The organism is Clostridium sp. AM27-31LB (assembly GCF_003480745.1).
Classification (GTDB): Bacteria; Bacillota; Clostridia; order Lachnospirales; family Lachnospiraceae; genus Butyribacter; species Butyribacter intestini.
On the sequence record NZ_QUJS01000002.1, the window covers coordinates 344,168 to 370,104 of the forward strand.

The window sequence follows — 25,937 nt, forward strand, 5'->3', positions numbered from 1 at the left end:
TGCAAAATTGCATCTCTTCTATTCCTGCGTTTAAAAAGAACACCGGCTTCTAAATCGGTGTTCTTACTTCAAACTGACAAAAGAACTAGGCCATGTTACTATTAAAGTGTGTGGTGTAAAAGCCACACAATAAGAAAGGAAAGGAGGGACTAGTATGGAAATTTTAAATTTCTATAAAAGAAATTCTTTAGTTATCCTTATTGGTGGTGCAATACTCGCATCACTTATTTTAAAAGTGATATACTAAGAATTTACTGCAGGCTTGCACCTTGTAGGCACGCATGCAAGGGACTGCAAAATTTCCAAATACCTATTCCCAAAATTTCCGGATTAAGCGATTCGGTGCAAAAACCTAGCTGCTTTTTACCGAGGCAGGTGCTTGAACACCTGCCTCTTTCTTTTGCCAAAAAGAGCACCAGCTTTTAAACTGGTGCTCTTACTCTAGTCAGTACCTGCTGTTTCCAGCCAACTACTGCTGAGTTTATCTAAAACCACTGCTAAAGTTTTAGTCAGTGGAATTATTTAAAAATGAATTGTGGAATGTTTCCACTTTGTACCCTTCTTACCATCGGAAGCATCAATGTACGTAGTCTCGTCATCAGTAAGCCACTTTTTTCCATAGTATTTCTTGATCACCGCTGCGCACTCTTTCTCTGTGATTGTGCGAAGCCCACTAATTGGCTGATACTGTGTATATGTTTCAAAATCGACTGTTGGATCAAGTTTCTTCCATTCAGCTTTTGCTTCCTGATCTCTAAAGTTTATATACTTATACGCAAGAGAATCCTTATACTCATTATATGCTTCATAAGACTCATAACCAAGATACTTCCACTTTGCATTTTCTGGAAGTTTAAAGAAGTTTTCTGCAACACAACCCCAGCCTACTTCCTGCCAGTCGATCTCTTTCCCTTTGTCATCCACAAAAAATGCTCCCATATTCGATGGATCGCCAACATAGATTGTTCCGGAGACTTTCCACCAGTTCCAATCATGATTAGTAGCATAATTTGCTACTATACCACACTCATTTTCTTTAAATCCAAGTATTCTCATTACTCGAGTCGCAGCGTTAGCCTTAGCCATACAATTGGCACCACCTTTGGTATCATCCTCCGATATCCCTTTTGCGCAACTTTTAACATAGTCACCATTGTGTTTTCTTCCGCCGTCACCACCAAAGTGTAACCCACCTCTCTGACCGCAGTATCCTACAGCGAATGTACCGAGTTCTGCCTTAGTAAGCTTTCTGCCGAAATCTTTCTCGAAAACACCTAAAGTATTGTAAATCTCTTTCTCTGCCTGTTTCATGTAGTTTACTTTACCGTAGCTGGAGTATCCATGCATCTTCTTATTATCGAACTTTACTTTGAAAGTAGTGTACTTACCACCATTTACATACTTACCATCACTCTTCCTGTACCAGCCACTGTCCTCCACACTGAGCTTCGACCAGACCGGGCAAAGAACTTCGTCGTTGAAAGCTGCTTTTGTTCCGGACTTGAGTCCTTTGCAGTGTATAGCTTTGACTGCTTTCTTAAACTTTCCTTCGCTTACCGAACCTTTTACACTGACTTTCAGACTTGTTGTTCCTTTTTTCTTATTAGCGGAAGAATTTGCTTTATTTACATACTTTCTTGCCGCTGTATCTAAACTTACCAGCTTTACTACTGTCTTCTTTGCTTTTTTCTTAGCTGTTACTGTTGTAGCATTAGCTGCTGTTACTGTCATTGCTAAAGCTGTTGCAAGTATTACCGCTTTTATTCCTGATTTTCTCATAGTCGTTACCTCCTGATTTTATTTCCATTTTTGTTCTTTGTTTTCATTTTTTACTTAGCGGTAAAATAGCAACTACAGTAACTCTCACTTATGCACTGATTGCAAATTCATCGTACTGTAGCCACCATCTTACCTTAGAGAACAGTTCTCCTGCCCCTGCTCTCTACTTTTTTATAATTTTCCCTAAAATCGATTTGGGGTTATCTATTTTTCGTTTTTCTTGCTAAAGTAATAGTTTACAGCACAGAGAGTGGGTAAGTCAAGGGGTAGGGAATTTCAAATCCGTAAACTAAATCGGTAAATTATAAATTTGTTTTACTGCCATTTGAATATATATATATATATACCTTTCGAAACTTTGTACTACTTATATAAATTAAGGGTAACAGCTTTCATACTGTTACCCTTGTGTATTGTATCTGATTTCACATGAACACCTGACTTCTTAGAACAAACCCATTGAAGCTGTTTCACCTAAAGCGGTGGCCTTATCACTATTTTTATACATCTCATATAAACTTTCTAAGGATGCAAAATCCCCATCTCTCACATCATGCCATTTAATTGAATAAGTTGAGAGCTTATCTGTATTTAATTTATAAAGCCAATTTTGCTCATCAGTATATAAAATGCCTGTATCTAAAAGAAACGCTAACACATTCTTTTTGTAGCTATTCAAACTAATTATACGATTATTGATAAAATCAGCCTTTCTAGCAGGAGCATCTTTACTATGGGAACGAAGACAACTGAATATCCTCCTAATCAAATTAGCAAAAAATGTATAATCATCGCCCGTATTGTTTTTTACATCATCAGTATGATAAGGTATTAATTTATAATAACCCTTCAAATTATCACAAGTCACTTTAAAATTTCTCTTATCATCTGTTTTTACCTCAAACATAGGTAATGTATCTGTAGTATAGTCCATATTATCGACAACTAATGAACATTCTCCCGGTGAATATGCCTCAATAGAAATTTTTTCACTTCTCCAAGTTATAGTATTACAATTTATTACAGAATTATAAATTCTCGCCTCGCTCTTAGAACTTCCCACATAAACCTTACCGTCTACATCCACATAGCAATTTGACAACTGATCTATATAAATACCGTTTTCTAAATCATTGATTTCAAATTCAAGAGACTCGATCGATAAGTTTTCCTTTTCAAATATAAATTCAACAGAACACTCATCAGAATCTCCATTAATATGAAGATTTATTTTATCACCAACCTGTGCATGAGCTTTAAAAGAATTGTACATTAACGGAATATCATTTCCATCTATTTTTCCTTCTGAGAAGATATTATAAAATTCTACTAAGAGCTGCGAAGGACAGTATTTATTACAATCACTAATGTATTCACGTACAAAATCGGTTAATTCTTTATCTGCTAAAACAAAGGCTATTACAAAATCACGAAAAGCTGTCCCTGTAAAATCATACACAGGTTCCCCTTTTCTTTCAAGAACCTTAACAAAAGGGTGCTGATACAACTGAGTGTTTACGGCCTCTAAATATTCCTCATGATATTCGATAGGAATAGACTCATCAATGTTTGGAACAAACAAGGTTGAATCATTATACGCCAATGTACCAAATATTCTTAAAATCTGTTCCTTTTTATTATAAATATTATCTGAATACACATTTATTTTAGGCAATTTTATTTTTAAAGCGTTTAAAAATTTTCCACGTTCTCTTACCAGCAGGTCATCAAGTATTCTTTTTAACAGCTGACAATTATTATCCGAATCTTTTGTATTCCTTAACAAGTTTAAAGTATTTCTTTCTTCATCATAGGAAGCAGACAAAGCATTTAAAACAGGAGCATAACCCAAAAAAGATTCAGTATTAGTATTCAAAAGAATCCTCTTTATTTCATTAAACTGGGAATCAATACACTGATTTACAATCCCGGTAATAGGAACTTTTAATCTTTCTAAGCCATTTTTAATATATGTCTTTGCGTTATATTCAGCAAAATATCCCACTTCATAATGGATAAAAGGAATATTGTTATGTAATAAATAATTTTTTATAAATAACGCACTTTCCGTTCTAGCCATTAAAATCGCACAAATATGATCACAACCGTCTGTAATTGTATTTAAATCCCTCAAGAAAAATTCAATACCTGTACGACCAGAACCAGCCTCAGCTTCATCAAAAGCATCTATAACTAAAAACTCATCACCGTTTTTAATACTTTTGTAAAAATCGCTTAAATACTCAACACCGACTGCATTCTGAATAGCACCCTGTAAACTGAATTCTGCAACTTTGCTGTCAGGCAAATCCCAATAAATTCCGTGCTTTGAATGACAAATTTCTTTTGCTAGTGCTGTTTTCCCAGTAGCTCCTGGTGCTGAAAACAAAATAAAACGAGGTGGCTGACAGGTCTCCGAATCCGTAGGCTCAATAAACATAGGCTCCACGTACTTATGTACGGTTTCTTCATATTCCTCGTCTGAAATATATCTTATTGTTTTAAAAGAATCATTCAAATTAAATAGATTTGTGCTAGCCTTAATGCGACCTAATATACTACCTAAATTCATAACTCTTGCCCTTCTATTTTTTATATTTATTTTTGATTCCCAAAATGCAAGCATTTATTTTAAAATCTCCTTTCATTTTACCAAATTTTTTCTTTTATGACAAGCAAAATATTAGTCTGTATGTGAAACATTTTAGTTCCAAAATACTGTTCTTTATTTTAAATAAAATCTAAAGCGAAAAATGTAAAAATACACAAACAAATAAAAATAAACATTCCTTTATTAAATGAGGGAATGTTCAATAATTAACATCACAAAAGGGATGACCGTTTTTACACAGACCCCTTACATTTTACTTGTCAAATTAAAAAGGGTAACAGCTATTGCACTGTTACCCTTGTGTATTGTATCTGATTTCATCTGAAAACCAATTCTCACATAACTCCTGTGGAAATTTTCTTCCTGCCCAATATTTTTCATTTTCATATTCTTTAGTAAGCTCGTAATGCATCGACCATGTACAAATAGCGTCTCCATACTCTTGAATACTAGCAGGTTTTCCGTTAATCAGAAGTAACCCTTCCCAATCATTCGAAAATTCCATATAATGTTCTATTAACAGATTTAAACTATTCTCATTACTTTTTACCAATTCTTTAATGAATGGTACACAATTATCTCCCATCATTGTACCATAATAAATATGTTCAGGTCTAAATCTCATTAGAAGCAATGTTTTTGTTCCGGAACTTAGTTGCCTGTAGATATTCCCTTACCATATCTATTTTTTAATGCTTCTCCAAAAACAACATCTGCTTGGTCAATCTTTTTTATTACACGCTTAGTAAAAGGATCGTCAAACCATTCTGTTTTTTCCATCGTGTAAAATAAAGTTTACTATTCATACACACTTTATCCAATGACACATTTTCTCTACCAATAATTAAATTCAACATCGTTCCACCTCCTAATTTTGTATTTCTAGTTTCATTATTTTATAGCCTCCTAAGACTGTCTTTTTCGTTTTCTTGCTAAAGTAATAGTTTACAGTAAAGGGAGTGGGTTAGTCAAGGGGTTGGGGTGGAAAATTAGGGGGTATGAGCAAATCCCATCTGCGTTGCGGACTTCCAACTATGAAATTCGTCTGTCCGAAAATGAAATGGGAATGGAACAGTACTACTAAGAAATCCAAGCGTGTATGCCATTGTGATAACCCATGCACAACTTCTTCCTGCGGAAGAATGAATTTACATCTACCCTGAAAAAAATCTTCGTGCTTACCCCGGATGTGTTCGTGATACGGAAGAATGGGATTCCACATACAAAATACGTGTAAATGTAGAAAAAGCCATTAACCACTTTAAAGACAGTTTTTGTGTTGCAGGTCGTAAGACACAGAATGAAAAAACTCTTCGTTCTGATTTACTGCTTGCAGGGATTGCACAGCTGCTCACTGTCATAGTAGCTGATAAAATTCATAAGCACCCGTATATCCGTAGCTTGAAGCCGTTAATAGCATAATCTTCTATATTTCCCACCTGTTTTACAGGCAGATAATTCTATCTGCTTTGTTTTTATGCAATAAAATCCTATTTCGCATAAACATCTCTTTAAAATCCGGTTCTGCTGGATTTTTCCCTATTGGAATCAAGATTTCAAACTTGTTTCGCAATTACCTATAAAATGTACTTTAGGTATTTTTTTAATCCTCTTTTCATATTTGTATTGCATATTGATTATACTTACCCTGCATCATCACTATCTGCCAAATTTTTTTTCATTACTTCTGTCATTTTTTCACCTACATCTCCATAAAATCCATCAGCGAAATCTGGTTGCTGTGTGGCAGATCACCCATAAGCCCTAAATCTGCCATTGTTTCCACAACTTTCTCGCTGACTTTACATCTGTTCTTAAAATCCTCCCTTGACAAAAACTTACCCTTGCTCGCTTCGTCCTCTATCATCTCGGCAGCTTTATCACCCAGTCCGTCGATTGTAGAGAATGCCGGCATAAGTTTTCCGTCTACTATCTGAAATCTGTTTGCCTTTGCACGATATATATCAATCTTTACAAATTCAAAACCTCTGGCGTACATTTCCTGAACTATCTTCATATCCTCAAATGTATCTTTTTCTTTGTCCGACAGTTCATTTTTTCTCTTTTTATAATCGTCCATATAGTATCCGAGTCTTTCTTTTCCAAGACACATAAGCTCATAGTTAAATGAGGTAGCTCTTATACTGAAAAATGCTGCATAATATGACAATGGATAATGTACTTTAAAGTATGCTACTCTCAGTGCCATCATTACATATGCGGCTGCATGGGCTTTTGGGAACATATATTTTATCTTTTTGCACGACTCAATATACCAGTCAGGTACATTGCACGCTCTCATGTCCTCCTCCATATCAGGGGTCAGACCTTTTCCTTTTCTTACGCTCTCCATTATCTTAAAAGAACGCTCATTCTCAACTCCCATATGAATAAGATATATCATTATATCATCTCGTGTACATATGGCTGTTGAAAGTGTGCAGTCACCTGTTGAAATATAGTATTGTGCGTTTCCAAGCCACACATCAGTACCATGCGAAAGTCCTGATATTCGCACAAGGTCTGAAAAATTCTTAGGTTTTGCTTCTTTTAACATTCCATGTACAAACGGTGTTCCAAACTCAGGAAGACCAAGACAGCCAAATGGGCATCCGTCTATATCCTCAGGTTTTATTCCGAGTGCTTCGGTACTTTCAAACAGCGAAAGCACTTCTTTATCATCCATTCTTATCTGTGATGCATCAACTCCCGTAAGGTCTTCAAGCATTCTTATCATGGTAGGGTCCTGATGGCCTAATATATCAAGTTTTAAGAGGTTTGCATCAATCTTATGATAATCGAAATGTGTTGTTATTATTTTAGAGGTCATATCGTTTGCCGGATGCTGCACTGGAGTAAATGTATAGATTTCTTCTCCCATCGGCAGAACTACAATTCCGCCGGGATGCTGTCCGGTGCTTCGTCTGACACCTACGCAGCCCTGCGATATTCGCTCTATCTCAGCACCTCGTTTTGACTGTTCCCTTTCCTCGTAATATTTTTTTACATATCCGTAAGCAGTTTTTTCTGCAAGCGTTCCTACTGTTCCTGCTCTGAAAGTATGTCCTGCACCAAAAATTACCTCTGTATAATCGTGTGCATTGCTCTGATATTCACTTGAGAAATTAAGGTCAATATCAGGCTCTTTGTCTCCCTTAAATCCGAGGAATGTCTCAAACGGAATGTCATGTCCCTCTTTGCACAGCATTTCACCGCATCTTGGACATTTCTTGTCCGGCATATCACAAGCCGAGCTGCCGACATATTTTTTTACATCCTCCGAATCAAAGTCATAATAATGGCATTTTGGACAGTAATAATGTGCCGACAGCGGATTTACCTCTGTTATTCCCGCCATCGTCGCTACAAATGACGAACCTACCGAACCTCTTGAGCCTACAAGATAACCGTCCTCATTTGACTTCCACACAAGTTTCTGTGCGATGATATACATAACGGCATATCCGTTGCTTATAATAGAGTTTAACTCTCTCTCAAGTCGCTCTACTACGACCGGAGGCAGGTCAGGACCATATATTGAATGTGCTTTATTGTAGCATATATCTCTTAAATCCTGGTCTGAATTTTCAATCTGCGGCGGACATTTTCGCGGGCTGCACGGTTTTATATTGTCTACCATGTCGGCGATGAGATTTGTATTTGTTATAACTATCTCCTCAGCCTTTTTTGCTCCGAGATACTGAAATTCAGAGAGCATCTCAGCAGTTGTCCTGTAATAAAGAGGTGCCTGAAAATCTGCATCTTTAAAGCCTTTTCCAGCCATTATTATGCGTCTGTAGACCTCGTCCTCCGGATTTAGAAAATGCACATCACAGGTGGCGACTACGAGTTTATTATATTCTTCACCGAGAGAAACAATCTTTCTGTTTATCTCCATAAGGTCATTTTCATCCTGTATCTGAGGATATTTGTCGCTGTCCCTTACCATAAATGCGTTGTTTCCAAGTGGCTGTATTTCAAGATAATCATAGAACTTGACAAGTCTGTCTATTTCTTCCTCAGGCTTTTCTTCAAGTATTGCACGATAAAGCTCGCCCGCTTCACAGGCTGAACCTATCATAAGTCCCTCACAGTATTCAAGATAAAGACTTTTTGGCAGTTTTGGTCTTCTGCTGAAATATTTTAAATGTGACTCAGAGATAAGCCTGTAAAGATTTACACGGCCTGTCTCATTTTTGGCAAGTATGACCGCATGGTATGACGGCATTTTTCTTATCGTTTCCATAGACGGCTTACCTATCTCATTTAATTTTGCAAGCGTATCTATACCTTTTTCATCAAGTTTTTTTATAAGTTTTATAAATATCTCTGCCGTACAGCCTGCATCATCTACCGCCCTGTGATGATTTTCAAGTGATACTCCGAGTGCTTTTGCAACCGTGTCAAGTTTATATTTTGAGAGTTCAGGCAATAATGCTCTTGACATTGAAACAGTGTCGATAACCGTAAAATCAATGTCATAACCTCTCTCCCTTGCTTTCTGTGTTATAAATCCCATATCAAACGATGCATTATGTGCGACCATAACACTATCACCGCAAAATTCAAGAAATTTAGGCAGTATCACATCTATATTTGGCGAGCCTGCGACCATATTATCATCTATGCTCGTCAATTTTGTTATATTAAACGGAATAGGTCTTTCAGGGTTTACAAATGTGCTGAAAGTATCGACTATCTGCCTGTTTTCTACTTTTACTGCACCGATTTCTATTATCTGGTTGCTCTTTGCACCAAATCCGGTTGTCTCAAGGTCAAAAACGACAAACGAGCCGCCAAAGTTCTGTCCCTTGTCATTTTTGACTGTTCCGATAAGGTCATCTACAAGGTATGCCTCAACTCCGTAAAGCATCTTTAAATTGTCATCCGGTTTTAAACAATGGTCGGCATCAGGGAATGCCTGAACCACACCGTGGTCTGTTATTGCCACTGCCGTATGTCCCCATCTCTTTGCAGTGTTCAGATAATCAGAGACAGACATAACAGAATCCATCTCGCTCATCTGTGTATGTGCATGAAGTTCAACTCTCTTCATTCCCTCGTAATTATCTTCTCGATATACACGGTTGTCCTTGCCCGGCTTTATGCCCTTTATTGAACTTATTCCCACTTCTCTTGAATATGTATCGTAAAGTGCGATACCTTTCATCTTTATGAATTTACCCTTTTTAATATTGTCTCTTATAGGGTCGGCTTCATCCTTTTTTATAAATATCTTTGCAGAAATAGTGTCCGTAAAATCAGTTACATTGAACATAAATATGATTTTTTCATTTCTTATCTCTCTCTCCTCAGTTGAGGAAACCATACCTTCTATTACAACTTCACCAATCTCATCCTGAATGTCAGCAATCTTTGTGATTTCTCCGTCACAATTTCTGCCATAGAAACATTCCTCATCAAATGGAATCTTGCTCTTTGTAAATTTACCTTTACCATATTTTCTGTCGTTTCCATATCTTGTTGAACCACCTGCGGCTGTCTTTTTTGATGAACCATTATCTGTTGATTTTTTAGCTGCTATATTATTCTGTGCATTGCTGTTTTTTGATGTGCCTGCAGAGCCGTTACCTGAAGCCTGTATGTCAAATCCCATCATGGCGGTATCAGATGCCACAGCTTTAGGCTGCATATTGTTTTCCGGTTCCATACCGGCAGCCGGCTCCACCGGAATATCAAAGCCCATATTCGTTGCAGCATATGCCATATCATCAACATAATAATCCGCCGCATCAAAAGGAATATCTGAACCCATTCCGTCTGTTCCGTTTTTTGACATTGACATACCATTTTGCAATTCGGCAGTGTTCTGTAAAGGGATATTGTCCTGTTTCTGCATTGTTTTTTGCTTTGACGGGAACTTAAATATTTCTGTTTTCTTTTCCTTTTCTTTTACAGGCTCGGTGTATTCAACATCTACAGTTATATCAAATCCTGCTTTCTCATTAAATATCTTTACAAGACTGTCTTTTAAATTTTTTTCCCTGCCACGGTACATACTGTCATCTTCACATGAAATATAAATTTCTGACTCCTTCATCTCAAAATTTCCCTGATAGAGCATATCAAACTCTAATATATTTTCAGCTTTGAATATCTGAAGAAGGCTGTCTTTATACTCATCAAAAAATACCTTTGCATTGTATTGTTGTGAAAGTTCAAATCTGTCATGTACTTTTATGTCAATGTCAGCATTGCCGAAAAAAACACCTAATGCGTACTCTAAAAGACATATCTCCCTGTATGCTACAACATGGCTGCTTACAAGATATATTTCTATCAATTTATTTTCTTTTGAAACAACGACATTTTCAACATTTACATCATCAAATATCTTTCGCTGTCTATCTGTAAGATTAAGACCTTCAAAAGTTTCAAGTAACAATCTCTGCATATTTATTCGGCTCCATTTCTGCATCATTTTCGATATTTAACACATATAGCTGACATTCGCAATTCACTTTCGCTGCCTGCTCATGAACGCAGTTGTCTTATAACATAAGCATCCTACTGTGCTCTATACACGGGAAGTGTAAGAATATTTATAAGCGTTCAAGTTCCTCTTTTAACACGGCAAGTATCTCATTTTCAGGCACTTTTCTTATAATCTCACCTTTCTTTATAAGAAGTCCCTCACCATTTCCGCCTGCTATTCCTATATCAGCTTCTCTTGCTTCTCCCGGTCCGTTTACGGCACATCCCATAACGGCAACTTTTATATCCATATCCATATCTTTTACCATATCTTCAACCTTTGCCGCAAGGCTTATAAGGTCTATCTGCGTTCTGCCGCAGGTCGGACATGAGACAACAGTCACACCGCCTTTTCTAAGTCCCAGAGTTTTTAATATAAGTTTAGCTGAACGTATCTCCTCGACAGGGTCACCGGTGAGTGAAACCCTTATCGTATCACCTATTCCCTGATAAAGTATATTTCCAAGTCCTATCGCTGATTTGATATTGCCTGACAATACCGTACCTGACTCCGTTATTCCAACATGAAGCGGATAAGGTGTCTTTCCTGCTATGAGTTCGTGAGCTTTTATGCACATCATAACATCTGACGATTTTATGCTTATAACAAGATTATCATAATCCATATCTTCAATTATCTTAACTTTATCAAGTGCACTCTCAACAATGCCCTCCGCCGTTACACCGCCGTATTTTTCTATAAGGTCTTTCTCAAGAGAACCGCTGTTTACACCGACTCTTATCGGAATGTTCCTCTCTTTTGCCACATCGACCACTGCTTTTATTTTCTCAGCAGAACCGATATTTCCGGGATTTATCCTTATCTTGTCTGCCCCGTTCTCCATTGCCGCAATAGCAAGACGATAATCAAAATGAATATCGGCAACCAGCGGTATATGAATCTGTTCTTTTATCTCCGCAATCGCTTTTGCCGCTTCCATCGTCGGAACAGTGCTTCTGACGATGTCACAGCCTGCCTTTTCAAGTGCAAGTATCTGCTCTACCGTTGCTTTAACATCCTCTGTTTTTGTATTTGTCATAGACTGTATTGCAATCTTATTTCCTCCTCCGATAGCAACATTTCCTATTTTTACAACTTTCGTATTATCTCTATACATTTTTCTACCTCTTTTCAAAAAAATCAACACTTTTATCTTTTTATGGCTGAACTGTTACCAATTATATATCACAAAAACCATGATGTCCTAAAGACACCATGGTTTAAAATACTCTACTGTCAACACTTGCAATACTGACAATAATGATTGCAACATCTAAGAAATATATCCCAATACACCGGGGCAAAATTCCAAAAAATTAATTCTTACCAGATAGCATTGACCGACGGCTTAATGATTATAAATCTATTGCCTAATGCAATATCTTTATTATATCATTATACATTACAAATACCATGAACAGCATCAGCACAACAAATCCTGCAAAATGTACGAAGCCTTCTTTTTCCTTATCTACAGGCTTTCCTCTTATGGCTTCTATCAGGATAAATACGATTCGCCCTCCGTCAAGTGCAGGGAGCGGCAAAAGGTTCATTACACCTAAGTTCGCACTAAGTAATACTGACATATAAAGTATCTGCAGCATAACGACTTTAAATCCGTAAGATTTACTCTGGTTTATCGCATCCCCTACCGTATCAACGATTCCGACCGGTCCTGATACATTTTTGATAGATACATTTCCCGTTATGAGTGCTCCAAGACTTCCAACTGTTGTCTCTATCCAGTATTTTACCTCAACAAAACTGTACTTGACAACATCAAATGTACTCTTGCTCTTTTCATCCATTGATGCTATAAAGCCAAGTGTTTTTGTTGAATATGGTTCAGGCGTTACTTTGAATGTTTTTTCCTCACCTTTTCTGTCGACTAAAAATGTAACTTCTTTTCCGTCACTGTTTACCTCATTCATAGCCGTACTGAGTTCGCCTGCATTGACAATTTTTTTACCATTTACTTCTTTAATTATATCCCCAGCCTTAAAGCCTGCCTTTTCAAAAGGTTTACCCTCTGTGACAGAAGAAACCTCGGCTGCCGCTTTTTCATTTGTTCCATATGAAAATCCGAAAAGATATGTCTTATAATTAGGGTCTATCTTAAAAGATTTTTCTTTGCCGTTTCTTGTTACAACTATATCCACATCTTCTCCCGTAAGCGGATGAAGCATGGTATATGTGTCTATCTGACGGCCTATCGTTATCTTCTTACCATTTATGCTCTTTACGACATCCCCAACTTCAAGTCCTGAACTTGCTGCCGGCTGGTTGTCATATATATGTTCGATTATAGGATAATCAATTCCGGCATTTGCAAGTATTATCACCGAAAATACAAATGCAAGTATAAAGTTAAAGAACGGACCTGCAAACACTATTGAAAATCTTGCCCATTTGCCTTTCACATTGAAAGAATTTTCATCTTCGTTTATCTCGTCCTCTCCTACCATGGCACATGAGCCGCCAATAGGCAGAAGTTTCCATGAATATTTCGTACATTCCTGCCAGTCTTCATTATTCTCAAAATATTTCTGTGAACAGAACAATTTAAAAATAAATCCTTTTTTACCTTTTGCTACGGTAATAAGTCTTGGTCCCATTCCGACTGAAAATTCAGGAACACCGACACCGTTCTTCTTTGCGAGAAGAAAATGTCCCAGCTCATGTATTACGACTATGACCGTAAATATCAATAACGCCACCAATATATTCATATGATCCTCCATAAAATCTGTTTATTATCATTTATCATATTTACTCAATATATATGAATAAACTTTCTGTTCAATCTCAAGAATTTCTTCTAAAGACGGCTCTTTCACTGTTGTATGTTTAAGCATACATTCTTCAATTATATCTGCTATCTGCAGATATGCTATTTTTCTGTCAAGAAATAACGCAACAGCCTTTTCATTTGCTGCATTAAGGACAGTAGGCATACTGCCGCCCTCCCTGCAGGCATCATACGCAAGCCTTAACCCCTTAAATGTCTCCATGTCAGGTTTTTCAAAAGTTATCTCCGACATTTTCCAAAAATCGAGTCTCTCTCCGGGGAGGTATCTTCTTTCAGGGTATGTGAGTGCATACTGTATAGGCAGTTTCATATCCGGTGTTCCAAGCTGTGCTATAACTGCACCGTCCTTAAACTGTACCATTGAGTGAATAACACTCTTTGGCTGTACCACGACCCGAATATCATCGCAGGACACATCAAAAAGCCACTTTGCTTCAATCACCTCAAGACCTTTATTTACCATTGTCGAAGAGTCGATAGTTATCTTTCTGCCCATAGACCAGTTTGGATGTTTCAGTGCATCCTCAACCTGAATGTTTATAAGTTCTTCTCTTTTCTTTCCTCTGAAAGGACCACCTGATGCAGTAAGAAGGATTTTGTCAATATCCGAAGCATTTTCACCGTTAAGACTCTGGAATATTGCCGAATGTTCACTGTCTACCGGAAGAAGTTTCACACCATATTTTTTTATCATTGGCATGATTATATGACCTGCCGTAACAAGTGTCTCTTTGTTTGCAAAGGCAATATCTTTTCCCGCTTTTACCGCCTCGATAACAGGTTTTATGCCTATCATTCCGACAACCGCCGCAACTGCTATGTCGGCTTCATCTATCGTGGCACAGGCTATAAGTCCGTCCATACCGGTTACTATTTCGGTCTCCGGGTTCTTTAGATTTTTTTGTAATTCTTCTGCTTTTTTCTTATCAAAGACACATACGAGTTTTGGCGAAAATTCCTCTATCTGTTTTTGCAATAAAGTTATATTACTGCCTGCTGCAAGAGATACAACCCTCATATCATCATTGTTTCTTATAACTTCAAGCGTCTGGGTTCCTATCGAACCCGTGGAACCAAGCACCGCTATATTTTTTATTTTCATATCAATTCCCATTTCTGAACAGTTTTTCTTTATTAAAAAGACATTTTAGATTATCTCAAAATATCTCTTCCTGCTCTAAAACAAACATAAGTTTATTATAATTATAATAACATATACTTAACAAGGTAAAATACAATAGGTGCAGTAAATATAACACTGTCAAATCTGTCGAGTATTCCACCATGACCCGGAATAAGATTTCCATAGTCTTTTATATTGTGATTTCTCTTTATCGCCGATGCCGTAAGGTCACCTATCTGTGAGATAACTGCAGAGACAGCACCTATTATCGGCAACTGCCAAAGCATCTGCCCTTTGCCCCAGAATACCATTGCAAAGATAAATCCTATAAGTGCCGCACCGGCTATACCACCGACACAACCCTCTATGGTTTTGTTTGGGCTGAGTTTTGACGGCATCTTATGTTTTCCGATAAGTTTGCCAACACAATAAGCACAGGTATCTGACCCCCATGAACCTATATATATGAACCAGACGAGAAGTATTCCGTTAGGTACATATCTTACCTTGAATACAAATGACAGCATAACCGTCACATATATAAGACCAAACATAAGCATTGTCATCTGTTCTGAATTATATTTAGGATAGGCAATGACATAACACGCCATGAGAACCATAAGCGTGAGGATAAGCCACATGACAAGTTCCTCAAAGCCGTTGTTAAGTATCAATACATCAGTCACTATGCTTGATATATATCCGATAAGTGCAGGCATTGTTTTTTCCATGCCCACGGCTCTGTAAAGTTCATAAAGTCCTATCACTGAGATAAGCGTTATAACAAAGAATAAAGGATACCCTCCGTAAACCATAAGTGCTATCGTTATCGCCATAAGAACGATTCCGCTTAATAATCTTGTTTTAAACATAAATAAACCTCTCTTATTTTACACCGCCAAATCTCCTGTCCCTTGATTGATAAAATTCAACAGCTTTCTGTAAATCTTTTTTTGAAAAATCAGGCCACAATACATCCGTAAAATAAAATTCTGCGTATGCAAGCTGCCATAAAAGATAATTTGAAAGCCTTTGCTCTCCACTTGTTCTTATCATAAGGTCAGGATCAGGGATTCCGCTTGTGTCAAGATGTGAGGATATTATATCCTCCGTTATATCTTCTGGCAAAAGACTTCCTTCTTTAACTTCATTAGCAATGGAAATGATACTTCTTTTTATCTCATCTCTGCTTCCATAATTTAATGCAACCTGAAAATGGAGTCCCGTGTTTTCGGCTGAAACTCTTTCAAGTTCGATTATACGCTCCTGGAGGTCTTTATCAAGTTTTGAAATATCACCTATAACTCTTACCTGCATATTGTTCTTTTTGCTTGTTTTCAGGCAATCCTTAAGATATGAATGTAAAAGCTTCATAAGTGCATCCACTTCTTCTTTTGGTCTTGACCAGTTTTCAGTTGAGAATGCATACATCGTCACATATTCGATTCCCATATCCCATGCAGCGGCACATATTTTTTCGACATTTTTACTGCCTGCGGCATGGCCTGCATTTCTCGGAAGCATACGCTTTTTTGCCCATCTTCCATTGCCATCGAGAATTATTGCAACATGCCTTGGAACTTTTCTTTCTTCCATCTTTATTCTCCATTTCCTGCGAAATTATAGGGACAGACATAATCTGCCTATCCCTTTTATTTACATATAAGCAAAAATATTATACAGTCATAATCTCTTTTGACTTTTCATCGACCATATTGTCAACTTTTGCTATAAATTCGTCAGTGAGTTTCTGAATGTCGTCCTCTGCACCTTTTTGCTCATCCTCTGATATTTCACTTGCTTTAAGCTGTTTCTTAATCATATCGTTTGCATCTCTGCGGATGTTTCTGATTGCAACTTTAGCACCCTCACCTTTTTTCTTAACATCTTTTACAAGCTCTTTACGACGGTCTTCCGTAAGTTCAGGGAAAGTGAGTCGGATAACTTTTCCGTCATTGTTTGGTGTAAGACCGAGATCAGATGTAAGGATAGCTTTTTCTATCTCCTTGATAAGACTTGCTTCCCATGGCTGGATAACTATAGTTCTTGCTTCTGATACGGATATGTTTGCAACCTGCTGAAGATTTGTAGGTGTTCCGTAATATTCAACCATTATCTTGTCAAGTACATGAGGGTTTGCACGACCTGCTCTGATAGTAGTATATTCACTTGCAAGACTGTCTAATGACTTGCCCATTTTATCTTTAAATTCTTTTAATTCAATACTCATAATAGTCCTCATTTCTGCACACATTTTCATATATTTAAATCTGTATCAGGTGTGCACTGACACCGTTCATTTGCACCATACTATAAATTAAGCAGTTACAAGTGTACCTTTTGTCACACCGTTTACCGTGTTTACAATACTGTTTTCTTCATTTAAACCGAATATCATCATAGGCATGTGGTTTTCCATACATAATACGGCTGCTGCAAGGTCAATTACACCAAGTCTGCTGTTTACGACATCCTCAATGCTTATCTCATCAAATTTCTTTGCATCAGGATTTACGGCAGGATCAGAGTCATACACACCATCTATTGATTTTGCAGAAAGAATAACGTCCGCTTCAATCTCGATGGCACGAAGAACAGTAGCCGTATCTGTTGAGAAGTACGGATGACCTGTTCCTCCGGCAAAGAATACTACCATACCCTTTTCAAAATATTTGTTTGCCCTGTCTTTAGAGAAAAGTTTAGTAAATGAACCACACTCAAACGGTGTCAGAACATTTGTTTTTATTCCTACAGATCTGAATATCTCAGATACATATATACAGTTCATGACTGTTGCTAACATACCTATCTGGTCTGCTTTCGTTCTATCAATATTTTCACTTGTGCGTCCTCTCCAGAAGTTTCCTCCGCCTGTGACGATACCAACCTCAATACCTGCATCAACAAGCTGTTTAACCTGCTTTGCAACTCCTATACAGGTAGCTTCGTCAAAGCCTGTTTTATTTGGTCCGGCTAAAGCTTCACCGCTGAGTTTTAATAAAATTCTCTTATATTTTGCCATAATGCACCTCTTATTTTTATGTATTTTTACATTCTTAATTTAGAATTATATCACGATTTGTCTTTCATGTCAAAATCAATGTCTTTTGATGGTCTCCTTTGTCGAGCATATCTTGTCGGCGATGCACACCACCCATCCCTCTAAGCATACGGGCGGTATAGGTGTAAGCGGAAACATATGCCTCTTGATTATGTTTTTTGTACGGCTGTTTATTTCAAAGTCCCTTTCGGCATTTGCAAGTGCCGCCGACGGATGATAAAAGCCGTGAGGTCTTTTGTGCCCATCCTCCTTATCATGCCAGTCATAGAGAAAATAATCATGTAAAAGAGCACCTGTTATAAGTGAATAGTAATCGACACTTAAATTATACTTTTCCGCAATATAACAGCTCATATATGCCACACTGACACTGTGCATATATACGCTTGTCTTTCCATGCTGTATAAACTGTTTGCTGTTTTTAAATCTCGATGACTCTCTTATCTCATTTAATATCTTCCATATAAGCGGTTCATGTTCAATACCTTTTTTCAATCTTCCCTCCCACAGACAATAAGTCCGTATCTGTCCTGAAAAAATATATAGGCTCTGTCAAATACAAGCCACAAAAACTCGGCACAAAGCACACCCAAAATAATAATTATAAATACCGGCATATCTTTTGCCTTTTCTATCATATTTTTTGAGAATATCACATCAAGACCAGTCACGGTGAAAGATATAACTAATGCTGCTATAAGCATGATATGATACAATATCCCTTTTATTATATATTCCGTGCTTTTCCTAAATGTTTTTCCGGCATTTGACGCCTGCCTGTCTTTTTGCCTGAAATACTCCGCGACAAGAACATAAACACAAAAGCCTGCAAATGTAAAACAGTAAAGCTTTTGTGGTGCAAGTATAATTCCTAGAATAAATGCTCCGATTGAAAATCCTAAAGCCGTCACAGTTCCAAATTTTCTCTCAACGCATCCGGCTAAAAATGAAGCTGCCGCAAGAAGAAAAAGTGAGCTTGTCTCTATAATGCCGGATGCTATCTGTAATATCACCGTAAATGCCATAATGATACCGCACCATGCCACCTGTTTTGATTTTAAATGCAACTGCAAAGATCTCCTCCCATACATTCACAAAGCGAATCAGCACACCAAAGGTCACAACAGATATTTCCTGTAGAACAGTTGTCAAGGTTGTTTCCATAAGGACCTCTGCCATAACCCGAACCATATTGCTGATATCTCTGCCTATTGTTATTCTGATTATAGCCATAACCCTGTGCACCCTGACTGTAACCCTGAGTTCCCTGACTGTAGCCTTGCGTACCCTGATTATAACCGTTGTAGCTTGTCTTACCATTTCGCATATCCATTATCTGACTGTATGCTTCCTGAACCTGTTTAAATTTTTCTTCGGCAAGGTCTGACAGTGGATTTCCGGCATTTGCATCAGGATGGTATTTGCGGCTAAGCTCTCTGTATGCTTTTTTTACCTCATCATCAGTTGCATTTGGTGAAACACCAAGTATCTGATAGGGATCTGTAATGTTGCTCATATTTATTTTACCTCATTTCCATTTACTATTTTATCAAATTTATTCCAAACTCCTGCATAGAGTATATTTCTTAATATATCAATATACTGAACGCACGGAAGTTTTTCAAACTCTGCACACGCTTCCGAAATCTCATCGAGAAGCATATCATATACCTTTCTGTTAAAACAATCTTTGTCATCAGTTGCAAGATATTCTTTTTTAAGAGGATTAAATCTTTCTTTTTCTATATCCTCTCTTATATCGTCAAATGCATCCATAATATATACAAATCTGCCAAGATGATACCCAAACTTTCTTATCTGTTTTTCAAAATAATCTTTCTTATAGCAAAAAAGCTCTGCAAGGAGCTTTCCAAAGCAATCGGCTGCTTCAAGTATGTCAGCATTGTCGTTTTTTTCAACGAGTGTAAGTTTTTTAAGACTCTTTTTAATACACGCTGCCTGCCGTCTGTAGACTCTTGCAACCTGTCTGTGAGCTTTGTCATATATAGCGGCACCCACATAACCTTTTACAGAGCCATCATCATTTTTATCATCAAGACAATGATAATAGCTTAAAAGCATATTCATATCAGCACAGTAATCCGTATATTTGTTGTATATGACAGTCTGCTTTTTTGCAGGATGCACAACACACCTCTTTTTTTCAGATATATTGTCAGAATCATATAGTGATGTAAGAAATATAGTCATAAAAGTCATGTCATATGTGAGAGTAAGTCTCCCAATAAAACCATACCTGTTTCTTAGTCTTTCACACAGACCACAATAAAATCCGTGATATACAGTATAATCTTTTATTTTAAGTTCCGGTTTTCTTATCTGAACATATCCAAACAAATCTGTACCTCCCGACAAAATCTTGTAGCACAAAGTGCGGCAGATGCAACGCATCTGGATTTTGGAGTTATTATATCACACTCTTTATGTCTTTATCATTTACAAACAATAAATTATTTATAAAAAATTTATTGTCTGAAATGATTAACATGAATTAGCTGCCTATAAATGCCGCATGAAGATATTTATTTGCATTTGAGATATTTATAATGTTTTCTATACGCTTTTTTAATAAAGTTACATTCACAGGCAGATTTACAACTTCACTGGCACCAAGCTCTATCACTTTTGTCTCATTATCAAAATCACCATATGCAGTCATCATGACAACAGGCATTTTTTTGAGAAAAGATGTTTCTTTTATCTGATCAAGTATTTCAATTCCTGACATTTGTGACATATCTGTACTACATATAACAAGACTAACCTCCGAAAAGTTTTTCTTTAATATATGCAAACCATCTTCGCCCTCATCTGCTTCAATGACATTGTATTTGTCACTGAGTACTCCGGTGAGTAAGGATCTGTTTTTTTCAGAATCATCAATTATAAGGATTGTATCTTTGTCCTCATAATAATCATCGTCAAAATCCATCTCGGATTCTTTCTCAAGTCTTCTCACAAATGACTCTTCAGAAATCGGCTTTGAAAAATAATAACCCTGTATATTGTCACAACCCATACTTTTTAGCATTTCGTATTGTTTTTCGTTCTCGACACCTTCAACTACCGTCTCTATCTCAAGATTTTTAGCCATCTGAATGATAGTATATATAATATTGCTTGCTCTCTCTGACTGTTCAAGATCATCCATAAATTTCATATCTATTTTTAATATATCAAAGCAGCAGTCTTTTAACATATTTAATGACGAATATCCGCTTCCAAAATCATCCATAAGCACTTTGAATCCATACTTCTGTAATGTATGTATCGCCATAATGAGATCTTGAGGATTGTCCTCATAAGCACTCTCTGTAATCTCAAGCTTTATATCGTCTGAGGTAAGTTCATACTTCGCAAGCAGACCTAAAACCTCTTTATAAAGATTTTCATTGTAGAAATTTATTCTTGACAGATTTACTGAAACCGGCACAACATGATTATTATTGTCTTTTTCTTTTCTTTGATGTCTGCACACTTCTTCACAGACATACATATCAAGTTTTGTTATAAATCCGTTTTTTTCAAATGCAGGTATAAAGATACCCGGTGAAATCATTCCCTTTTTAGGGTGCTGCCACCTCACAAGTGCCTCTGCACTTATCGTTTTCTTTGTCTTTACATCAACTATAGGCTGATAATAAACGACAAACTCTTTATTTTCAAGAGCTGAATCCATCTCATTTATAAGTTCCTGCTCTACAAGCATTGATTTTTTAAGGCTGTCATTGTAATAATTCCAACGAGTTATGTAATTCCCCTTAACTTCCTGCATCGCCATTGATGCCCTGTCGCATAGAAGTTCAACCGGTGTATCCATGTCATCGGCAATACAAAATCCGGCATGAAGAAATATAGGATAATTAAGGCTGTTCCATGAAGCTTTTCCAAGCAGAAACCGTTCAAAATCATTTATATTTTCATCTAAGTATTCTTTTGTAGTGCATATCGCAAAATGATCTGCCTCAAGTCTCGCACAGGTACCATGTTTCTTTGTTATCTTTTTTAATGTGGAAGCAATGTTTTTAAGTATCATGTCGCCATTTTTCCCACCAAACAGTTCATTCACGATCTTAAATCTGTCGATATTTATCATACCGATAACATATGTATTCTCTTTGTCGTTTTGCAAAATTTTTTCAACAGATGTGCAAAAACTGTCACGGTTGTTTAATCCCGTAAGTGTATCTCTTTCTACTCTGTATTTTAATTCCATCATGGTATTTTTCATTTTTGTCTCTGCTTTCATCTCTTCGGTCAGATCCATAAATACAACATGGAATGTTTTACAATCCTCATGTTTTGCAAGCATCTTAGCTGATACGCCTGTCCACAATATGTTTTTGTTTTTGTTTATAAGACGCATCTTGCAATGTATTATCTCATCCTCATCCTTGCACATGATTTCTCTTAAAACTTCTTCATCCTTAGCATAAATAACATCATTTATATCATGATTTATAAGAGTTTGAAGTTCACTCTTCATATATCCGAGCATACTTGAAAGTCCATCATTAAAATAAGACATTTTCAGCCTAACGCTTTGTGGTGAAACTTCGATTATACCTATACCACCCGGCACTGTATCTATAAGGTTCGACATCTGATGTTTTGTATCTTCAAGAACCTCTTTCATATTTTTCTTTTGATATATATTTTTCTCTATTATGTTTGTAATTCTTCTTTTGACGATTTTAGGCTCATAAGGTTTTGCTATAAAGTCATCTGCACCTAATACAAGTGCTTTATATTCATTTTCCTGTTCACCCGCCTGTGTATTTACAACAATCGGAATATCACAATATCTCTTATCAGATTTTATGTTTTTCAAAAAATCTATACCATCCATAACCGGCATTATTATATCTAAAAGGATGACATCTACCTTAATGCCATTATCCAGTATCTCTAATGCCTGGGCACCATTTTCAGCCTCTATAACATCATAATCATTTTCAAATATTCCTTTTAATATTACTCTGTTTACCTCTATATCATCTATTATCAGAATAACTATCCTATCATTCATATTTCATCCTACCTCACAATTACATTAGCGTACATAAACCTGCTTAATTTATATTATACTTTGATTTTAACACACTTACAATATTTATTTTCACCTTTTAGAAATCTGTATATGCAAGATAAGCAGACCATATTTAAATGATCTGCTTATTATCTTTATTATTTAAAATCTTTAAGAAGTTTTGGAAATATCTCAAGACTCCTTTTTAATATGCCCTGCATATAAGCTATAGTGATGCCGTAATTTGTAAAAGGCACTTTACTGTCTACGGCACATTTCATTCGGTATCTTACTTCTCTTTCATTTAACATACATCCGCCACAATGTATTATCAGAGCATAATCTTTAAGATTTTCAGGAAAATCCCTACCCGAAGAAGTTTCGATAATCAGTTCCTTTCCTGTATATTTTTTCAGCCAGCGTGGTATCTTTACCGTGCCTATATCGTCACATTGTCTGTGATGGGTACAACCCTCAGATATAAGTATTTTGTCACCATCTTTAAGTTTATCAATGGCATGAACCCCCTCTACGGCTGTTTCTAAGAAACCCTTATATCTTGCCATAAGAATAGAAAATGATGTCAGCTTTATATCCTCAGGGGTATCAGCCGATACTTTTTCAAAAACCTGACTGTCTGTTATCACAAGCGATGGCTTTTTTGAAATCCCTGCAAGTGTTTCACTAAGTTCGCTTTCCCTACAGACTATTGATGTTGCCCCGGCTTCAAGTATATCTCTTATAGTCTGCTGCTGCGGCAGTATAAGTCTGCCCTTTGGAGCAGCAGAGTCGATAGGCACTACCAGAACCACAAAGTCTGACGGTTCGATAATGTCACCAACTATTTTCAGTTTGGTATCTTCGGTCTTAAGCATAGTTGAAACACGCTCTTTAAGTTCTCTCATGCCGATACCTTTTAGTGCACTTACACTTACTGTATTGTCATTTGTTGGAATATCCTGAACAATATCCGATTTATTATATACTATAAGATACGGAACTTCTTTTTTTGAAAACATTTCCACAAGCTGTCTGTCACAGTCCGATAATCCTTTTGCTGCATCAACCACAAGTATTGCAACATCGACCTTATTTACAACCTGCTTTGTCTTTTTTACTCTTAGTTCGCCAAGTTCGCCCTCATCATCAAATCCGGGTGTATCAACAATCATAACCGGTCCCATCGGTAAAAGTTCCATAGCTTTATAAACCGGATCGGTTGTTGTGCCTTTCTTGTCTGAAACTATCGCAAGCTGCTGACCGGTAAATGCATTAACAAGACTTGATTTACCCGCATTTCTCATACCAAAAAAACCTATATGTACTCTCTCTCCTGACGGAACGGCGTTTAACCCTGCTGTCTGACTCATCTCGATGCCCTCCTTGATATAAATAAATACATAGATTATATTGTGTTTACATTTTTTGTCTGCTGTTAATCATTTGTAATGTTTAATTTTGTTGTAAGCTCTTTAAGATGTTCTGTTATGGCAACAACTTCAGATACTATCTCTATATTGTGCTCACTTACGCTTAATGTATCACCCGAATGTGCTGCTACTTCCTCTGAGATTGCTGAGATTGTCGATATACTGTCAACTATCTCCTTATTTGCACCGGCAAGTTCATTAACATAATCGGCAAGTGATTTTGAATTTTCAAATATATTATCCGTATTATCGGAAATAGTCTTAAAACTTGCAGCCGTTTTTTCGGTGGCAATATTCTGCCCCTCTATCATTTCTATCATTTGTCCGGTAACTTCAACCACCCTGTTTAAAGCACCTGTAACATCCTGTATCATGTCTGTTATCTTTACGGTCGCATCCTGTGTCTCATTTGCCATCTTAGATATTTCGGAAGCTACAACGGCAAATCCTTTTCCGGCTTCTCCTGCTCTTGCCGCCTCAATACTTGCATTAAGTGCAAGCAGGCTCGTCTGCGAGGTGATATTATTGATAATATCAACGACCGAATTCATCTTATCCATATCTTCATTAAGGCTTTCAAGTTCTTCTGAAACCTGTTTTCCGGAATTTACTGATGCATCAACTTTCTCTACAAGTGCATTTATATTTTCATTTCCAAGATTGATAGCTTTCTGTGTTTCCTTAAGGCTCGACGCAATCTCATCAGTACCTGATGTTACATCATTTATCTTGCTTTGGATATTTTCAGTCATTGTAAGCTGTTTTTGAACTGCAGTAGCTGTATCATTTGAACCTGAACTTACCTGTTCCATTGCTTCTTTTGTATTTTCGATGGCATTGTCAAGTTCTTCAATATGTCTGCTTGCATCTTCAATGTCAGATGCCATCTGCCCTGATACATCCATCGTAGTATTGAACATATTCTGTGTTTTTTCATTTTGTTCTTTTATCTGTGCCATTTTATATTCATTATTAAACTCAAGCATCCTTGATGAGATTGTTGCACAAATGCATATGACACCCATTAAAAGAATCTGTATCTCTATACTTGCACTGTCTTTTTTTAAATCATATGTTCCGTTTGAAACGAACACGATAACCTGAATGATATTTACGATTATCGCAGATATATTAACATATAATGAATACTTGTAATCATTATATACCATTATAATGATTAACATAGGAATGACATAGACATATGCTGATAAATTTTGTGTCGTGAGTATCAAAAATGTATAAAACACTCCATAACCATATGAGACAAAATGTTGTATCATTTTTGACTCTTTGTCTTTAGAATAAAATATCAGTTCAGCAACAGGCGAAACAAGACCCAAAAACAACACAAACAATACATATGACACTGTTCGTGTTCCCTTAAAAATTTCAATTATATATGACAATATTATCAAAGATGCTATACTGAGATGAGCAAACATGGCAAGTTTATTGCTTCTTGCAAGCTCCGAAACCTTCCCTGCTTTATCCTTAATGTACTCAATCTGTTTTTGGACTGCCAGTTCATTTTTTTCAATAATCATACTTTTACCCTCCAACTTTTGCTATAAAAAATAT

Annotated in this window: 18 protein-coding genes and 1 pseudogene; 1 reads left to right on the plus strand and 18 read right to left on the minus strand. The window is 36.7% G+C overall.

Going from position 1 to position 25,937, the window contains the following annotated elements; translation table 11 throughout:
- Positions 1-522: 522 nt before the first annotated feature.
- The 3 genes from DW721_RS05160 to DW721_RS16590 form a co-directional block, all read right to left on the minus strand.
- Positions 523-1,779, minus strand: a complete 1,257-nt coding sequence (locus DW721_RS05160) for a hypothetical protein (protein ID WP_118745052.1) — start codon at positions 1,777-1,779, stop codon at positions 523-525.
- 445 nt (positions 1,780-2,224) lie between these two features.
- On the minus strand, positions 2,225-4,405 hold the full coding sequence (locus DW721_RS05165; protein WP_118745053.1) for a hypothetical protein: 2,181 nt from the start codon (positions 4,403-4,405) through the stop codon (positions 2,225-2,227).
- 277 nt (positions 4,406-4,682) lie between these two features.
- Positions 4,683-5,057, minus strand: a complete 375-nt coding sequence (locus tag DW721_RS16590) for a DUF4869 domain-containing protein (RefSeq protein WP_279221140.1) — start codon at positions 5,055-5,057, stop codon at positions 4,683-4,685.
- A 334-nt stretch (positions 5,058-5,391) separates the two neighbouring features.
- Between DW721_RS16590 and DW721_RS05175 the strand changes: the two are divergent.
- A pseudogene (locus tag DW721_RS05175) lies at positions 5,392-5,753 on the plus strand (ISNCY family transposase); the annotation flags it as partial.
- Positions 5,754-6,092: 339 nt separating this feature from the next.
- On the opposite strand, the gene DW721_RS05180 reads toward DW721_RS05175, so the two are convergent.
- From DW721_RS05180 to DW721_RS05250, 15 genes are all read right to left on the minus strand, one after another.
- Entirely contained in the window at positions 6,093-10,805 is a 4,713-nt protein-coding gene (locus DW721_RS05180) for a PolC-type DNA polymerase III (protein WP_118745055.1), read from the minus strand.
- A 148-nt stretch (positions 10,806-10,953) separates the two neighbouring features.
- Positions 10,954-12,003 (minus strand): flavodoxin-dependent (E)-4-hydroxy-3-methylbut-2-enyl-diphosphate synthase, encoded by a 1,050-nt coding sequence (gene ispG / locus DW721_RS05185; RefSeq protein ID WP_118745056.1) that lies wholly within the window; start codon positions 12,001-12,003, stop codon positions 10,954-10,956.
- Between the two features lie 253 nt (positions 12,004-12,256).
- Positions 12,257-13,615, minus strand: coding sequence for an RIP metalloprotease RseP (gene rseP / locus DW721_RS05190; protein WP_182436219.1), 1,359 nt, complete (start codon positions 13,613-13,615; stop codon positions 12,257-12,259).
- Positions 13,616-13,642: 27 nt separating this feature from the next.
- Complete coding sequence (dxr, locus tag DW721_RS05195) at positions 13,643-14,791, minus strand: 1-deoxy-D-xylulose-5-phosphate reductoisomerase (RefSeq protein WP_118745123.1); 1,149 nt, start codon at positions 14,789-14,791, stop codon at positions 13,643-13,645.
- A 107-nt stretch (positions 14,792-14,898) separates the two neighbouring features.
- Complete coding sequence (locus DW721_RS05200) at positions 14,899-15,690, minus strand: phosphatidate cytidylyltransferase (protein ID WP_118745058.1); 792 nt, start codon at positions 15,688-15,690, stop codon at positions 14,899-14,901.
- Positions 15,691-15,703: 13 nt separating this feature from the next.
- Complete coding sequence (locus DW721_RS05205) at positions 15,704-16,414, minus strand: isoprenyl transferase (protein ID WP_055941865.1); 711 nt, start codon at positions 16,412-16,414, stop codon at positions 15,704-15,706.
- Between the two features lie 79 nt (positions 16,415-16,493).
- Positions 16,494-17,048, minus strand: coding sequence for a ribosome recycling factor (frr, locus tag DW721_RS05210; protein WP_022013437.1), 555 nt, complete (start codon positions 17,046-17,048; stop codon positions 16,494-16,496).
- Positions 17,049-17,135: 87 nt separating this feature from the next.
- Entirely contained in the window at positions 17,136-17,840 is a 705-nt protein-coding gene (gene pyrH / locus DW721_RS05215) for a UMP kinase (protein ID WP_118745059.1), read from the minus strand.
- A 75-nt stretch (positions 17,841-17,915) separates the two neighbouring features.
- Complete coding sequence (locus DW721_RS05220) at positions 17,916-18,374, minus strand: HD domain-containing protein (RefSeq protein ID WP_022013439.1); 459 nt, start codon at positions 18,372-18,374, stop codon at positions 17,916-17,918.
- The gene (locus tag DW721_RS05225) at positions 18,371-18,952 is read right to left on the minus strand and encodes a hypothetical protein (protein WP_118745060.1); all 582 of its coding nucleotides are present in this window, start codon (positions 18,950-18,952) and stop codon (positions 18,371-18,373) included. The genes DW721_RS05220 and DW721_RS05225 overlap by 4 nt, the downstream gene beginning before the upstream one ends.
- Positions 18,937-19,395 carry a DnaJ domain-containing protein gene (locus tag DW721_RS05230; RefSeq protein ID WP_022013441.1) on the minus strand — a complete coding sequence of 153 codons (459 nt, stop codon included), beginning with the start codon at positions 19,393-19,395 and terminating at the stop codon, positions 18,937-18,939. Before DW721_RS05230 ends, DW721_RS05225 begins: the two co-directional genes overlap by 16 nt.
- A gap of 2 nt (positions 19,396-19,397) precedes the next feature.
- The gene (locus tag DW721_RS05235) at positions 19,398-20,237 is read right to left on the minus strand and encodes a DUF5685 family protein (protein ID WP_118745061.1); all 840 of its coding nucleotides are present in this window, start codon (positions 20,235-20,237) and stop codon (positions 19,398-19,400) included.
- Positions 20,238-20,391: 154 nt separating this feature from the next.
- Positions 20,392-22,929 carry an EAL domain-containing protein gene (locus DW721_RS05240; RefSeq protein WP_118745062.1) on the minus strand — a complete coding sequence of 846 codons (2,538 nt, stop codon included), beginning with the start codon at positions 22,927-22,929 and terminating at the stop codon, positions 20,392-20,394.
- A gap of 158 nt (positions 22,930-23,087) precedes the next feature.
- Positions 23,088-24,299, minus strand: coding sequence for a [FeFe] hydrogenase H-cluster maturation GTPase HydF (gene hydF, locus DW721_RS05245; protein WP_118745063.1), 1,212 nt, complete (start codon positions 24,297-24,299; stop codon positions 23,088-23,090).
- A gap of 65 nt (positions 24,300-24,364) precedes the next feature.
- On the minus strand, positions 24,365-25,903 hold the full coding sequence (locus DW721_RS05250) for a methyl-accepting chemotaxis protein (protein WP_118745064.1): 1,539 nt from the start codon (positions 25,901-25,903) through the stop codon (positions 24,365-24,367).
- Positions 25,904-25,937: the final 34 nt, after the last annotated feature.